General features: G+C 56.4%; 11 protein-coding genes and 1 tRNA gene. All 12 read left to right on the top strand.

Annotated elements, in window-relative coordinates:
- Positions 1-87 precede the first annotated feature (87 nt).
- A tRNA-Trp gene (locus A15D_RS16225) sits at positions 88-163 on the top strand.
- 42 nt (positions 164-205) lie between these two features.
- Positions 206-580: a preprotein translocase subunit SecE gene (gene secE, locus A15D_RS16220; RefSeq protein ID WP_102792785.1), complete on the top strand. Its 375-nt coding sequence runs from the start codon at positions 206-208 to the stop codon at positions 578-580.
- Positions 581-589: 9 nt separating this feature from the next.
- On the top strand, positions 590-1,132 hold the full coding sequence (gene nusG, locus A15D_RS16215) for a transcription termination/antitermination protein NusG (RefSeq protein ID WP_022986306.1): 543 nt from the start codon (positions 590-592) through the stop codon (positions 1,130-1,132).
- Positions 1,133-1,249: 117 nt separating this feature from the next.
- Positions 1,250-1,678 carry a 50S ribosomal protein L11 gene (gene rplK, locus A15D_RS16210; protein WP_022986305.1) on the top strand — a complete coding sequence of 143 codons (429 nt, stop codon included), beginning with the start codon at positions 1,250-1,252 and terminating at the stop codon, positions 1,676-1,678.
- A 3-nt stretch (positions 1,679-1,681) separates the two neighbouring features.
- Complete coding sequence (gene rplA, locus A15D_RS16205) at positions 1,682-2,377, top strand: 50S ribosomal protein L1 (RefSeq protein ID WP_022986304.1); 696 nt, start codon at positions 1,682-1,684, stop codon at positions 2,375-2,377.
- Positions 2,378-2,617: 240 nt separating this feature from the next.
- Positions 2,618-3,124 carry a 50S ribosomal protein L10 gene (gene rplJ, locus A15D_RS16200; protein WP_022986303.1) on the top strand — a complete coding sequence of 169 codons (507 nt, stop codon included), beginning with the start codon at positions 2,618-2,620 and terminating at the stop codon, positions 3,122-3,124.
- Between the two features lie 43 nt (positions 3,125-3,167).
- Positions 3,168-3,542, top strand: coding sequence for a 50S ribosomal protein L7/L12 (gene rplL, locus A15D_RS16195; RefSeq protein WP_022986302.1), 375 nt, complete (start codon positions 3,168-3,170; stop codon positions 3,540-3,542).
- A gap of 146 nt (positions 3,543-3,688) precedes the next feature.
- Complete coding sequence (gene rpoB, locus A15D_RS16190) at positions 3,689-7,831, top strand: DNA-directed RNA polymerase subunit beta (protein WP_022986301.1); 4,143 nt, start codon at positions 3,689-3,691, stop codon at positions 7,829-7,831.
- Positions 7,832-7,922: 91 nt separating this feature from the next.
- Positions 7,923-12,125, top strand: coding sequence for a DNA-directed RNA polymerase subunit beta' (gene rpoC / locus A15D_RS16185; protein ID WP_102792784.1), 4,203 nt, complete (start codon positions 7,923-7,925; stop codon positions 12,123-12,125).
- Positions 12,126-12,328: 203 nt separating this feature from the next.
- The gene (rpsL, locus tag A15D_RS16180; RefSeq protein ID WP_022986299.1) at positions 12,329-12,703 is read left to right on the top strand and encodes a 30S ribosomal protein S12; all 375 of its coding nucleotides are present in this window, start codon (positions 12,329-12,331) and stop codon (positions 12,701-12,703) included.
- A gap of 126 nt (positions 12,704-12,829) precedes the next feature.
- Positions 12,830-13,300, top strand: a complete 471-nt coding sequence (gene rpsG, locus A15D_RS16175; RefSeq protein ID WP_022986298.1) for a 30S ribosomal protein S7 — start codon at positions 12,830-12,832, stop codon at positions 13,298-13,300.
- A gap of 78 nt (positions 13,301-13,378) precedes the next feature.
- Positions 13,379-15,478, top strand: coding sequence for an elongation factor G (gene fusA, locus A15D_RS16170; protein ID WP_022986297.1), 2,100 nt, complete (start codon positions 13,379-13,381; stop codon positions 15,476-15,478).
- The last annotated feature ends 59 nt before the right edge of the window (positions 15,479-15,537 follow it).

The following is a 15,537-nucleotide window of genomic DNA, read 5'->3' as shown; positions in this document are numbered from 1 at the left end:
CAAGATCACCGAGTAATTCGTTACCCGGTGGCCAGGGGTGGCAGGCAGGCCTGCCACCCTGTTTTGTTTTAAAAGTTTCAAAGTTACAGGCCAGTAGTTCAATTGGTAGAGCACCGGTCTCCAAAACCGGCTGTTGGGGGTTCGAGTCCCTCCTGGCCTGCCAATTTTCCCAAGGCTTTGCCTGGGTGGTAGGGTGCATCGTCCGATGAGCGAGAAAACAGAAGCAGGTTCCGGCTCCGCTGCCCTTGAGGCGGTGAAGTGGTTGCTGGTAGTTGGTCTGGTGGCTGCTGCCGTTATCGGCAATAGCTATTTCTCCGATCAGCCTACTCTTTATCGGGTTGTTGGTGTCGTTGTAGTGGCACTAATGGCCGTTTTTGTTGCTCTGCAGACTGAGCAGGGAAAAGCGTTCAATCAACTGCGCAAGGACTCCATGGTCGAGCTGCGCAAGATTGTCTGGCCGACCCGTCAGGAAACCCTGCAGACCACCCTGATCGTTCTGGTCTTTGTTGTGCTCGTGGCCTTGTTGCTGTTCGTGCTTGACTGGATTCTGGGTGGTCTTATGTCCTGGGTGATTGGTTAAGGGGTTAACATGGCAAAGCGCTGGTATGTGGTACATGCCTACTCAGGTTTCGAAAAGCACGTAAAACGCGCCCTCGAAGAGCGCGTTAAACTGCGTTCAATGGAAGAGCTGTTTGGCGACATCCTGGTTCCCACTGAAGAAGTGGTTGAGATCAAGGGTGGCCAGAAGCGCAAGTCCGAGCGCAAGTTTTTCCCCGGCTACGTGCTGGTGGAAATGGAGATGTGCGACGACTCCTGGCACTTGGTAAAAGAAACCCCTAAGGTGATGGGGTTTATCGGTGAAGATCCGAAAAATCCGGGCCGTGTTTCTCCGATTACCAAGAAAGAAGCTGATGCCATCCTGCAACGCATGGATGACGCAGTGGAAAAGCCGAAGCCGAAGACGCTGTTCGAGGCTGGCGAAGTGGTCCGTGTCAACGACGGCCCGTTTGCAGATTTCAATGGTGTGATCGAAGAAGTGAATTACGAAAAGAGCCGTCTGCAGGTGGCTGTAATGATCTTCGGTCGGTCTACGCCAGTAGAGCTGGAGTTTGGTCAGGTCGAAAAAACCTGATAGCCAAACCGGCAAGTGAATTTGGGAGCCCTGGTCGCCGAATGGTGGCCGGGGCGTTTTGACAACCTGAGGGGAGCCCGCTTGATGCGTGGCGTTTGCACCCAAGGAGTCTAGAAAATGGCGAAGAAAGTACAAGCCTACATCAAGCTGCAGGTTGCAGCGGGTCAGGCTAACCCGTCACCGCCGGTGGGTCCCGCTCTGGGTCAGCACGGTGTAAACATCATGGAGTTCTGTAAAGCGTTCAACGCACAGACCCAACAGCTGGATGCTGGTGCGCCAGTGCCGGTTGTGATCACCGTTTACAACGACCGCTCTTTCACCTTCACCATGAAGACGCCGCCTGCGTCTTACCTGCTGAAGAAAGCGGCGAAAATCAAGAGCGGCTCTGGTGAGCCGAACACCAAGAAAGTGGGCAAGGTAACCCGTGCTCAGCTGGAAGAGATCGCCAAGGCGAAAGAGCCTGATCTGACCGCTGCTGATCTGGATGCCGCTGTGCGCACTATCGCGGGTTCTGCCCGTTCCATGGGCCTGGATGTGGAGGGTTAACCAATGGCTAAACTGTCCAAGCGCCTGCGCGCCATCCGTGAAAAAGTTGAAGCTGGCAAGCTGTATCAGGTTGAAGAAGCCGTAGCGCTGCTGACCGAACTGTCTGGTGTGAAGTTCAAAGAGTCTGTAGACGTGGCGGTTAACCTGGGTGTTGACCCGCGTAAATCTGACCAGAACGTGCGTGGCGCTTCCGTGCTGCCTCACGGTACTGGTAAAACCGTTCGTGTTGCTGTTTTTGCTCAGGGCGCCAAGGCCGAAGAAGCAAAAGAAGCCGGTGCGGACGTGGTGGGTTTTGATGATCTGGCCGAGCAGGTTCAGGGTGGCGAAATCAACTTCGACGTGGTGATTGCTTCCCCGGACGCCATGCGCGTTGTCGGTAAGCTCGGCACCATCTTGGGCCCCCGTGGTCTGATGCCGAACCCGAAGGTTGGTACCGTAACTCCTGATGTTGCCCAGGCCGTGAAAAACGCCAAGGGTGGTCAGGTGCGTTACCGTACCGACAAAGGTGGCATTATCCACTGCACCGTGGGTCAGGTAGGTTTCGACAACACCGCCATCAAGGAAAACGTGGAAGCGCTGCTGGCTGACCTGAAGAAAGCCAAGCCGTCTTCTGCCAAGGGTACCTACTTCAAGAAAGTAACCCTGTCCACCACCATGGGTCCGGGTCTGTCCATCGATCCCGCATCCCTGGCGATGTAAAGCATTCGGCGCATGGCGAAAGCTGTGCGCCAACAAGGACTTTGATTTCGGCAGCGTGCTGCCGGAGCGTCAAAGACCACAGGCGCCTTGGCGGGTTCTCCCGGATAAGGCTTAAACCATCAGCCTGCGTAGACGCGGTGTGGTTCAGGTTTCACTGTAACCCCCGCGTATGAGTTCGCTAGCGAATTCATAAATGGGTGGCCGGTTTCGACCGGTTGTATTCATCGAGGAGGTTACACAGTGGCTCTGAGACTAGAAGACAAGAAAGAGATTGTCGCCGCGGTAAATAAAGCCGCACTGGGTGCATTCTCCGCTGTGGTCGCCGACTATCGTGGCTTGAACGTGGCTCAGTTGACCGAGCTTCGTTCCAAGGCACGTCAGCAGAACGTTTACCTGCGTGTTATTCGTAATACGCTGGCTCGTCGTGCCTTTGAGGGTACCGATCTTGAGCTGCTGAACGAGTCGCTGATTGGTCCGACCATCATTGCTATGTCGCTGTCCGAGGAAGACATGGGCGCTGCTGCCCGTCTGTTCAAGGACTTCGCCAAAGACAATGACCAGCTGGAGCTTAAGACCGGTCTATACGAAGGCAAGCTCTATTCTGGCGCAGAAATCGACGTACTGGCAAAACTGCCGAACCGCGAACAGGCTCTGACCAGCCTGGTGTCTGTACTGCAGGCTCCGGTTTCCAAGTTTGGCCGTTTGCTGACTGCGCTTAAAGAACAGAACGAAGGTGAAGCAGCCTGATCGGCTCCTGAACCGCACATCATCAAGATTTGGAGAAGTTAAAATGGCAATGTCCAAAGAAGATATCCTGAATGCAGTTGCTGAACTGTCTGTACTGGAACTGGTCGAGCTGATCGAAGCGTTTGAAGAGAAGTTCAACGTTTCTGCTGCTGCCGTCGCTGTTGCTGCTGCGCCTGGCGCTGCTGGTGGCGACGCCGCTGAAGAGAAGACCGATTTCGACGTTATCCTGACCGGCTTCGGCGACAAGAAAGTTGGCGTGATCAAGGCTGTCCGTGAAGTGACCGGCCTGGGTCTGAAAGAAGCCAAAGAGCTGGTAGAAGGCGCTCCTGCTCCTGTTAAGGAAGGCGCTGGCAAAGACGAAGCCGAAGAGATCAAGAAAAAGATCGAAGAGGCTGGCGGTACTGCCGAGCTCAAGTAAGCGCATTAGCGCTATGTCTTTCCGTCTTGAGGCGGAAAGGCGCCGGCTGGCAGCTTTTTGGCTGCCAGCCTTTTGTCGTTTCTGTATGAGGGGTTTCATACAGAAATATCACCGGGTGGTGATAGATCAACAGCTGAGGAACGCAGATGGCATACTCATTTACTGAGAAAAAGCGGATCCGCAAAGATTTCGGCAAGTTGCCGAAGGTAATGGAAGTTCCCTACCTTCTGGCAATTCAGCTCGATTCCTACCGCAAATTCCTGCAGCAGGACAAAAGCGCAGAAGAGCGTCTGGATAGCGGTCTGGAAGCGGCTTTCCGGTCAGTATTCCCGATTGCCAGTTATTCAGGTAATGCAGCGTTGGAGTATGCCGGCTACGAGTTCGGCAAACCCGTGTTTGATGTGAAAGAGTGCATCATTCGTGGAACGACCTATGCGGCGCCGCTGCGCGTGCGCATTCGTCTCGTGATTTACGACCGTGAGTCGTCCGGGGCGATCAAGGATATTCGTGAACAACAGGTCTACATGGGTGAGATTCCCCTGATGACCGAAAACGGTACCTTTGTGATTAACGGTACCGAGCGTGTAATCGTGTCCCAGCTGCACCGTTCTCCCGGTGTCTTCTTCGATCACGACAAGGGCAAGACTCACTCCTCCGGCAAGCTGCTGTATTCTGCCCGGGTGATTCCTTATCGTGGTTCCTGGCTGGACTTCGAATTCGATCCCAAAGACCTGGTCTTTGTCCGGATCGACCGTCGCCGCAAACTGCCGGCGACCATTCTGCTGCGTGCATTGGGTTACACCTCCGACGAAGTGCTGGAGATGTTCTTCGACACCAATGAAATCGTGGCAGAAGACGGCCTGTACCGCATGAAGCTGGTGCCGGAGCGTCTGCGTGGTGAAACCGCCACGTTTGATATTCTCGCCGATGGCGAGGTGGTGGTTGAGCGTGGCCGTCGTATTACTGCCCGTCATATCCGCCAGTTGGAGAAAGCCGGTCTTGAGTACCTGGAGATCCCTGCTGAGTATCTGCAGGGCAAGTATCTGGCCAAGTCCATTATCGACCAGGAAACCGGTGAGATCCTGGTGGAGTGTAATACCGAGCTGACAGCCGAAACCCTGGAAAAGCTGCAGAACGGCGGTGTTACCGAGTTTGAAACCCTGTACACCAATGATCTGGACAACGGTCCGTTCATGGCTGACACCCTGCGTGCCGACCCGACCCGTACTCCGCTGGAGGCCCTGGTCGAGATCTATCGCATGATGCGTCCGGGCGAGCCGCCGACCAAGGAAGCGGCAGAGAACCTGTTCAAGAACCTGTTCTTTACCGACGAGCGTTACGACCTGTCTGGCGTGGGCCGCATGAAGTTCAACCGTCGTCTTGGTCGTGAAGACGAGACCGGTCCGGGCATCCTGTTTGATGGCCGCTACTTCAGCTCCCGTAACGACGAAGAAGGCAAACAGTACTTCGAGCAGATGGGTGAAGACTCCTCTGACATCATTGATGTACTGAAGACCCTGGTCGACATCCGTAACGGTAACGGCGTGGTCGATGATATCGATCACCTGGGTAACCGTCGTGTGCGCTCCGTGGGTGAGATGGCCGAGAACCAGTTCCGTGTCGGTCTGGTACGTGTTGAGCGTGCGGTCAAAGAGCGTCTGAGTCTGGCTGAATCCGAAGGCCTGATGCCGCAGGATCTGATCAACTCCAAGCCGGTGGCGGCGGCGGTGAAAGAGTTCTTCGGCTCTTCCCAGCTGTCCCAGTTCATGGATCAGAACAACCCGCTGTCCGAGATCACGCACAAGCGTCGTGTTTCCGCGTTGGGCCCGGGTGGTCTGACCCGTGAGCGTGCCGGCTTTGAGGTGCGTGACGTTCACCCGACTCACTACGGTCGTGTGTGTCCGATCGAGACCCCTGAAGGTCCGAACATCGGTCTGATCAACTCGCTGGCGACCTATGCCCGCGCCAATGAGTATGGCTTCCTGGAGTCGCCGTACTTGAAGGTGGTGGATGGCAAGGTCACCGAAGAAATCGAATACCTGTCTGCGATTGAAGAAGCCGAGTGCGTTATCGCCCAGGTCGACGCGAAGATGACTGCCGACGGCGGCTTCGAAGAAGACTTCGTTACCGTGCGTCACCGTTACGAATTTACCGTGATGGAGCGTGACACCATTACCCATATGGATGTCTCCCCCCGTCAGGTGGTGTCGGTGGCCGCGTCGCTGATCCCGTTCCTTGAGCACGATGATGCTAACCGTGCGTTGATGGGTTCCAACATGCAGCGTCAGGCTGTACCGACCCTGCGTGCCGACAAGCCGCTGGTGGGTACCGGTTTTGAGCGTCACGTGGCCCGTGACTCTGGCGTGTGTGTGGTCGCGACCCGTGGCGGTATCGTCGACAAGGTGGATGCGTCCCGCATCATCGTGAAAGTGAACGATGACGAAGTGAACGAAGGTGAAGCAGGTGTAGATATCTACAACCTGACCAAATACACCCGTTCCAACCAGAACACCTGCATCAACCAGCGTCCGCTGGTGAAAGTGGGTGACCGGGTTGCTGCTCGCGACATCATGGCTGACGGCCCGTCCGTTGACATGGGTGAACTGGCCCTGGGCCAGAACATGCGCGTGGCGTTCATGCCCTGGAATGGTTACAACTTCGAGGATTCCATCCTCATCTCCGAGAAAGTGGTGAAGGAAGACCGTTTCACTTCCATCCACATTCAGGAGCTCACCGCGATCGCCCGTGACACCAAGCTGGGTCCGGAAGAGATCACCGCGGATATCCCCAACGTGGGCGAGGCGGCACTGTCCAAACTGGACGAGTCCGGCATTGTTTACATTGGTGCGGAAGTGGAAGCCGGCGACATTCTGGTAGGTAAGGTAACGCCGAAGGGCGAAACCCAGCTGACCCCGGAAGAGAAGCTGTTGCGCGCCATCTTCGGTGAGAAAGCCTCTGACGTGAAAGACACCTCTCTGCGTGTCTCCTCCGGCGTCAAAGGTACGGTTATTGACGTGCAGGTGTTCACCCGCGATGGCGTAGAGAAAGACGAGCGCGCCAAGCAGATCGAGCAGGATGCGTTGGAACAGTTCCGCAAGGATCTGAAAGATGAATACCGGATCCTCGAGCAGGATATTCTGGAGCGTCTGCGCACTGTGCTGGTGGGCAAGAAAGTTAACGGTGGTGCTGGCTTCAAGCGCGGTACTGAGCTGACTGGCGATATGCTGGACGGCCTGGATGCCGAGAAATGGTTCGAGCTGCGTCCGGCGGATGAAGACGTTGCCGAGCAGCTTGAGCGTGCCCAGCAGTACCTGGAGCAGCACAAGAAAGAACAGGATGAGCGTTACAAGGACAAGCAGGCCAAGATCTCCGGTGGAGATGATCTGGCTCACGGTGTCCTCAAGGTGGTCAAGGTTTACCTGGCTATCAAGCGTCGCATTCAGCCCGGTGACAAGATGGCCGGCCGTCACGGTAACAAGGGTGTGATCTCCGTGATCATGCCGGAAGAAGATATGCCGTACGACGAGAACGGTGTACCGGTCGATGTGGTGCTGAACCCGCTGGGTGTACCGTCCCGTATGAACGTGGGGCAGATCCTGGAAACCCACCTGGGTTGGGCCGCGAAAGGTCTTGGTGAGCGTATCGGCGAAATGCTGGCGGCGCAGAAGAAGATCGCGGACATCCGCGGTTTCCTCGACAAGATCTACAACAAGGCTGGCGCGGGCGGTTCTCCGGAAGATCTGGATAGCTTCAGCGACGAGGAAATCCTCGAGCTGGCCCAGAACCTGGTAGGCGGCGTGCCCATGGCGACTGCGGTATTTGACGGCGCCAAGGAGTTCGAGATCAAGGAGCTTCTGGAGCTGGCAGGCCACGACAAGTCGGGTCAGGTGCAGCTGTGGGATGGCCGTACCGGCGAGCAGTTCGACCGCAAGGTGACCGTTGGCTACATGTACATGCTCAAGTTGAACCACCTGGTGGACGACAAGATGCATGCACGTTCCACTGGCTCCTACAGCCTGGTTACCCAGCAGCCGCTGGGTGGTAAGGCGCAGTTCGGTGGTCAGCGTTTCGGTGAGATGGAGGTATGGGCACTGGAAGCATACGGTGCTGCCTACACCCTGCAGGAAATGCTCACCGTGAAGTCTGATGATGTAAACGGCCGTACCCGCGTTTATAAGAACATCGTCGACGGCGATCACCGCATGGATCCGGGTATGCCGGAATCCTTCAACGTGTTGCTGAAGGAAATCCGTTCTCTCGGTATCAATATCGAGCTGGAAAACGACTAAGGCAGTGGGCTCCGCACGATGAGTGCGGAGCCACTGTGTACCCGGGTTTAGGAAAGAATCTCGAGCGAAAGCTCACTACGGAGGACTGGCCTTGAAAGACTTGCTGAATCTGCTCAAAAGTCAGGGACAAGTCACGGAGTTTGACAAGATCCGCATCGCGCTCGCGCCGCCGGATCTGATCCGCTCCTGGTCTTTTGGCGAAGTGAAAAAGCCGGAGACCATTAACTACCGGACGTTCAAGCCTGAGCGTGACGGTCTGTTTTGTGCGCGTATCTTTGGTCCGATCAAGGACTACGAGTGCCTGTGCGGTAAGTACAAGCGCTTGAAGCATCGTGGTGTTATCTGTGAGAAGTGTGGCGTTGAAGTTACCCTCTCCAAGGTGCGCCGTGAGCGTATGGGCCACATCGAACTGGCGAGCCCCACTGCGCACATCTGGTTCCTGAAGTCACTGCCGTCCCGTATCGGCCTGATGCTGGATATGACCCTGCGTGATATCGAGCGTGTGCTGTACTTCGAATCTTTCGTCGTAACCGAGCCGGGCATGACCACTCTGGATCGTGGCCAGCTGCTGACCGACGAAGAATACTTCGACGCCCTGGAAGAGTTCGGTGACGAATTCGAAGCCAAGATGGGTGCCGAGGCTGTTCAGCAGCTCCTGATGGAGCTGGACCTGGACGAAGAGATCAAGATCCTTCGTGAGGAAGTGGAATCCACCAACTCCGACACCAAGCTGAAGAAGCTGTCCAAGCGACTGAAGCTGATGGAAGCGTTCCGTGATTCCGGCAACGCTCCTGAGTGGATGATCCTGACGGTCCTGCCGGTTCTTCCGCCGGATCTGCGTCCGCTGGTACCGCTGGATGGTGGCCGTTTCGCCACGTCTGATCTGAACGATCTGTATCGCCGAGTGATCAACCGGAACAACCGTCTCAAGCGTCTGCTGGACCTGAGCGCGCCGGACATCATCGTGCGTAACGAAAAGCGTATGCTGCAGGAATCTGTGGATGCGCTGCTGGATAACGGTCGTCGTGGCCGTGCCATCACCGGTTCCAACAAGCGTCCGCTGAAATCCCTTGCCGACATGATCAAGGGTAAGCAGGGTCGTTTCCGTCAGAACCTGCTGGGTAAGCGTGTTGATTACTCCGGCCGTTCCGTGATCGTGGTAGGTCCGACCCTCAAGCTGCACGAGTGTGGTCTGCCCAAGAAAATGGCGCTGGAGCTGTTCAAGCCGTTCATCTTCGCCAAGCTGGAAGCCCGTGGTCTGGCGACCACCATCAAGGCAGCCAAGAAGATGGTCGAGCGTGAAACCGCTGAGGTGTGGGATATCCTTGCCGAAGTGATTCGCGAACACCCGGTCATGCTGAACCGTGCACCGACCCTTCACCGTCTGGGTATCCAGGCGTTTGAGCCGGTGCTGATTGAAGGTAAGGCAATCCAGCTGCACCCGCTGGTGTGTGCGGCCTTCAACGCTGACTTCGATGGTGACCAGATGGCGGTGCACGTACCGCTGACCCTGGAAGCCCAGCTCGAAGCCCGTGCGCTGATGATGTCCACCAACAACATCCTGTCTCCGGCCAATGGTGAGCCCATCATCGGTCCGACCCAGGACGTGGTACTGGGCTTGTACTACATCAGCCGTGATCGCGTTAACGCGCAGGGTGAAGGCCAGGTTTTTGCCGACACCAAGGAAGTGATGCGCGCCCTGGGCAACAAGCAGGTTCACCTGCATGCCCGTGTGAAAGTGCGAGTTCACGAAGTGGTGAAAGATCAGCAGGGTAACGTGGAAGAGCGTACCTTTATCGCCGACACCACCCCCGGCCGTTGTAAGCTGTGGGATATCGTGCCGGCGGGTCTGGGCTTCGATATGGTCAACCAGAACATGACCAAGAAGGCCATCTCCAAGCTGTTGAACACCTGCTACCGCATCCTGGGCACCAAAGAGACCTGTATCTTTGCTGACCAGCTGATGTACCTGGGCTTCCGCGAAGCGACCCTGTCCGGTTCCTCCATTGGTGTGGAAGACATGGTGATCCCGGATGCCAAGTACACCATGATTGATGCCGCCGAAGAGGAAGTTCGCGAGATCGAGGAGCAATTCGCTTCTGGTCTGGTGACCCGCGGTGAGCGGTACAACAAGGTGGTGGATATCTGGGCTCGTACCAACGACCAGATCGCCAAGGCGATGATGGAAAACCTGAAAGTCGAAGTGGTCAAGAACCGCGACGGCAAGGATGAAGAGCAGGGCTCTTTCAACTCCATCTTCATGATGGCGGATTCCGGGGCGCGGGGTTCTGCTGCCCAGATTCGTCAGCTGGCCGGTATGCGTGGTCTGATGGCCAAGCCGGATGGCTCCATCATCGAAACTCCGATTACCAGTAACTTCCGTGAAGGTCTGAACGTACTGCAGTACTTCATCTCTACTCACGGTGCTCGTAAAGGTCTGGCGGATACCGCTCTGAAGACGGCGAACTCCGGTTACCTGACCCGTCGACTGGTCGACGTGGCCCAGGATCTGGTCGTCAACCAGATCGATTGTGGGACCGAAGAAGGCCTGCTGATGACGCCGCTGATTGAAGGCGGTGACGTAGTAGAGCCGCTGCGTGAGCGTGTACTCGGTCGTGTGGTTGCCCGTGACGTGATGAACCCACTCAACCAGGACGAAGTGGCAGTGGAAGCTGGCACCCTGCTGGATGAGGTATGGGTTGAGCAGCTGGAATCCATGGGTGTGGACGAAGTGCTGGTGCGCTCGCCAATCACCTGTGCCACCCGCTGGGGTGTCTGTGCGACTTGTTACGGTCGTGATCTGGCCCGTGGCCATCAGGTCAACGTGGGTGAGGCTGTCGGTGTTATCGCTGCCCAGTCCATCGGTGAGCCGGGTACCCAGCTGACCATGCGTACCTTCCACATTGGTGGTGCGGCGAGCCGGGCGTCTGCGGTATCCAGCATCCAGATCAAGCATGGCGGCAAGGTACGTTTCCACAACGCCAAACATGTAAGCCACAAAGATGGTCTGGTGATCGTTTCCCGTTCTGCCGATCTGGCCGTGGCGGACGAGTTGGGCCGTGAGCGTGAGCGTTACAAGCTGCCTTACGGTGCTGTCGTGACCGTGAAAGAAGGTGAGGAAGTGGATGGCGGTCAGGTGGTGGCCACCTGGGATCCCCATACCCACCCGATCATCGCGGAAGTGCAAGGTAAGGTGCAGTTCGGAGATATGGAAGAAGGTATCTCCGTAAACTACCAGACTGACGAACTGACCGGCCTGACCAGCATTGAAGTGCTGAGCAGCCAGGACCGCCCGTCTGCGGGTAAGGATCTGCGTCCGGTCGTGCGTGTTGTCGACAGTAAAGGCAAGGCTGTGTTCATGCCGAACACGGAAATGCCGGCTCAATACTTCCTGCCGGGCAGCGCCCTGTGTGGCCTGAAGGATGGTGCCGACATCTCAGTGGGTGACGTGATTGCGCGGATTCCGCAGGAATCTTCCAAGACCCGGGATATCACCGGTGGTCTGCCCCGCGTTGCCGACCTGTTCGAAGCACGGAACCCGAAAGAAGCGGCTATCCTGGCGGAGAAAACCGGTACGGTGTCCTTCGGTAAAGAGACCAAAGGCAAGGTACGTCTGGTAATCACCCCGGATACCGGTGAGGATGCCTACGAAGAACTGATTCCCAAGTGGCGTCAGCTCAACGTGTTCGAAGGTGAGCGTGTAGAGAAGGGTGAAGTGGTGTCTGATGGCCCGCTGAACCCGCACGATATCCTTCGCCTCAAAGGTGAAGCCGAGCTGGCCCGTTACATCGTTAACGAAGTGCAGGAGGTTTACCGCCTGCAGGGTGTGAAGATCAATGACAAGCACATTGAAACCATCATCCGCCAGATGCTGCGCAAGGTAGAGATCCTGGAAGTGGGCGAGTCCTCCTTCATCAAGGGCGAGCAGGCAGAATATGCTCGCGTGACCGAAGAGATCGAGCGCCTCAAGGCCGAAGACAAGATGCTGCCCCAGTTCGAGCGTCAGCTGCTGGGTATTACCAAGGCATCTCTGGCTACCGAGTCGTTCATTTCCGCGGCCTCCTTCCAGGAGACCACCCGGGTACTGACCGAAGCGGCGGTAACCGGCAAGGAAGACGACCTGCGCGGTCTGAAAGAAAACGTGGTAGTGGGTCGTCTGATCCCGGCCGGTACCGGCTATGCCTACCACATGGATCGCCGCCGCCAGCGCGAAGATGCGCGCGGGCCGGAAGCGCCAACCATGGACGAGGTGGAAGCCGCCCTGTCCGAGGCTCTCAGCTCCTCCGACGAGTAAGCTGGCGAGTCAGGGCCTCCGGAAGCGGAGGCCTGCAGAATTCCCCTCTTTCGGGAGGGGACAGGGACACCCTGGTAGCCTTGACGGGATGCCGGGGTGTCCCTACAATCGCTGCCCCCATATTTTATGGGCGGTAAATGGGTGATATTGGCCGTCAACTGACGGTTTTTGTCACAGAACTGTAAGCGTGAGGCAGTAGTTTCATGGCAACTGTAAACCAGCTGGTGCGCAAGCCGCGCAAAAGCAAGGTAGAAAAGAGCGACTCCGTAGCCCTGCAGGGCTGCCCCCAGCGTCGCGGCGTTTGCACTCGGGTGTACACCACTACCCCGAAGAAGCCGAACTCCGCACTGCGTAAAGTGTGTCGTGTGCGTCTGACCAATGGTTATGAAGTATCTTCCTACATCGGTGGTGAAGGTCATAACCTGCAGGAGCACTCCGTAGTTCTGATCCGTGGCGGTCGTGTAAAAGACCTTCCCGGTGTGCGCTACCACACTGTTCGTGGAACCCTGGATACGGCAGGTGTGCAGGATCGCAAACAGCGTCGTTCCAAGTATGGCGCCAAGCGTCCCAAGAAGTAATTGAGCTACCTTTTCTGAATGCCGTAGCTCAATGAGCTGCGGAGGGATGAGTAAGGGCCGGACACCGTTCCGGAATTACCTGAAGCTTTCCCCGCCCAAAGCGGGAATGTTAGAGGAACACATCCGATGCCAAGACGTCGCGTTGTTGCCAAACGTGAGATCCTTCCGGATCCGAAGTTTGGAAGCCAGTTGCTGGCCAAGTTCATGAACCATGTAATGGTCAGCGGTAAGAAGTCTGTGTCCGAGCGTATCGTTTACGGTGCACTGGACATCATCGAAGAGCGCAAGGGCGGTGACTCCCTGGAGCTGTTCGAAAAGGCCCTGGACAATATCCGTCCGGCCGTGGAGGTAAAAAGCCGCCGTGTGGGTGGTGCTACCTACCAGGTTCCTGTTGAAGTTCGCCCGAGCCGTCGTACCGCGCTGGCCATGCGCTGGTTGGTAGACGCTGCCCGTAAGCGTGGCGAGAAGAGCATGCCGGCCCGCCTGGCTGGTGAAGTGCTGGATGCCGCCGAAGGTAAAGGTGCAGCGATGAAGAAGCGTGAAGACGTGCATCGTATGGCCGAAGCCAACAAGGCGTTCTCCCACTTCCGCTTCTAAGGCAGAAGGCATTCGAGTCAAACCGGCCTGCGTTCAGGCCGGTTTTTGTATATGAACCAGTGAATCGAGGTATGCAGCGTGGCACGTAAGACTCCTCTCAATCGCTATCGCAACATCGGTATCTGTGCGCACGTAGATGCGGGCAAGACCACCACTACCGAGCGAATTCTTTTCTACACCGGTGTTTCCCACAAGATCGGTGAAGTACATGACGGCGCCGCCACCATGGACTGGATGGAGCAGGAACAGGAGCGTGGTATTACCATCACCTCTGCTGCTACCACCACCTTCTGGCAGGGTATGGACCAGCAGTACGAACAGCACCGTGTAAACATCATTGATACCCCCGGACACGTGGATTTTACCATTGAGGTAGAGCGTTCCCTGCGTGTACTGGATGGTGCTGTGGTGGTGTTCTGTGGTTCTTCCGGTGTTGAGCCCCAGTCTGAGACCGTATGGCGTCAGGCCAACAAATACGAAGTACCGCGTATCGTATTCGTGAACAAGATGGACCGTGCCGGTGCCAACTTCGATCGCGTTTGCGAGCAGATTCGCAACCGTCTGGGCGCCAAGGTTGTACCTATCCAGTACAACATCGGTGCAGAAGATGACTTCAAGGGCGTTGTCGACCTGATCCGGATGAAGGCGATCTTCTGGAACGAAGAAGACATGGGCATGACCTATGAAGAGCGCGACATCCCGGACGACATCAAGGACCGTTGTGACGAACTGCGTGAGCAGATGGTAGAAGCTGCCGCAGAAGGTTCTGAAGAGCTGATGGAGAAATACCTGGAAGAAGGGGATCTCTCCAATGACGACATCAAGGCGGGTCTGCGTCAGCAGGTACTGGCTAACGAAATCGTTCTGGCTCTGAATGGTTCTGCGTTCAAGAACAAGGGCGTACAGGCTCTGCTGGATGCCGTTATCGAGTTCCTGCCCGCGCCTGACGAAGTGAAGGCGATCCAGGGTGTTCTGGAAGATGGCGAGACCGTTGAGTCCCGTGAATCTTCTGACGACGCGCCGTTCTCTGCGCTGGCGTTCAAGATTGCCACCGACCCGTTCGTGGGCTCTCTGACCTTTATCCGCGTTTACTCCGGTGTTCTGAACTCTGGCGACAGCGTGATGAACTCTGTGCGTGAGAAGAAAGAGCGTGTGGGTCGTCTGCTGCAGATGCATGCGAACTCCCGTGAAGAGATCAAGGAAGTGCGCGCTGGTGACATCGCCGCTTGCGTAGGTCTGAAGGACATCACCACCGGTGACACCCTGTGTGACCTGAATAGCGTCATCGTTCTGGAGCGTATGGAATTCCCGGATCCGGTAATTTCCGTTGCCGTTGAGCCGAAGTCCAAAGCGGACCAGGAAAAGATGGGTCTGGCACTGGGTCGTCTGGCTCAGGAAGATCCCTCTTTCCGTGTGAAGACCGACGAAGAATCCGGTCAGACCATCATCTCTGGTATGGGTGAGCTGCACCTGGACATCATCGTTGACCGCATGAAGCGCGAGTTCAAGGTTGAGTGTAACGTTGGTGCGCCGCAGGTGGCTTACCGCGAGACCTTCACCAAGCCGTCCGACGTGGAAGGCAAGTTCGTGAAGCAGTCTGGTGGTCGTGGTCAGTATGGTCACGTTAAGGTGCGTTTCGAGCCCATCGATCGTGATGAAGAGTTCCAGTTTGCCGAAGAAATTCACGGTGGTACCGTTCCGAAGGAATACTTCGGTGCTGTACAGAAAGGTATCGATGAGCAGCTGAAAGCCGGTGTTCTGGCGGGCTACCCGATCCTGGGCGTGAAAGCGACTCTGTACGATGGTTCCTACCACGAGGTGGATTCCAACGAGAACGCCTTCCGTATGGCGGGTGCCCTGGCGGTGAAAAATGCTGCCCAGGTTGGCGGTGCGGTACTGCTCGAGCCGATCATGAAGGTGGAAGCGGTAACCCCGGAAGACTACATGGGTGACGTGATGGGCGACCTGAACCGTCGTCGCGGTATGGTACAGGGCATGGAAGACACCATGGCCGGTAAAGTGATCCGCGCTGAGGTTCCGCTCTCTGAAATGTTCGGTTACGCTACCGATCTGCGTTCCATGTCTCAGGGCCGCGCCAGCTACTCCATGGAATTCCTGAAGTACGCTGAAGCACCGAAGAACATCGCTGAAGAAGTGATCAGCGGCAAGAAATCTTAAATTTACGGTTAATTGTTAAGGGTATAGAACCGTGGCAAAGGAAAAGTTTGAACGTAATA

The organism is Alcanivorax sp. MD8A, assembly GCF_002888555.1.
GTDB lineage: Bacteria > Pseudomonadota > Gammaproteobacteria > Pseudomonadales > Alcanivoracaceae > Alcanivorax.
This window is presented reverse-complemented; position numbering and strand designations above follow the sequence as displayed.

Bases quoted from the DNA above. Each gene is read 5' to 3' on its own strand.
- rpoB (WP_022986301.1), top strand. From the start codon at position 3,689: ATGGCATACTCATTTACTGAGAAAAAGCGGATCCGCAAAGATTTCGGC.
- rplL (WP_022986302.1), top strand. From the start codon at position 3,168: ATGGCAATGTCCAAAGAAGATATCCTGAATGCAGTTGCTGAACTGTCT.
- rpsG (WP_022986298.1), top strand. From the start codon at position 12,830: ATGCCAAGACGTCGCGTTGTTGCCAAACGTGAGATCCTTCCGGATCCG.
- nusG (WP_022986306.1), top strand. From the start codon at position 590: ATGGCAAAGCGCTGGTATGTGGTACATGCCTACTCAGGTTTCGAAAAG.
- rplK (WP_022986305.1), top strand. From the start codon at position 1,250: ATGGCGAAGAAAGTACAAGCCTACATCAAGCTGCAGGTTGCAGCGGGT.
- rpsL (WP_022986299.1), top strand. From the start codon at position 12,329: ATGGCAACTGTAAACCAGCTGGTGCGCAAGCCGCGCAAAAGCAAGGTA.
- rplA (WP_022986304.1), top strand. From the start codon at position 1,682: ATGGCTAAACTGTCCAAGCGCCTGCGCGCCATCCGTGAAAAAGTTGAA.
- secE (WP_102792785.1), top strand. From the start codon at position 206: ATGAGCGAGAAAACAGAAGCAGGTTCCGGCTCCGCTGCCCTTGAGGCG.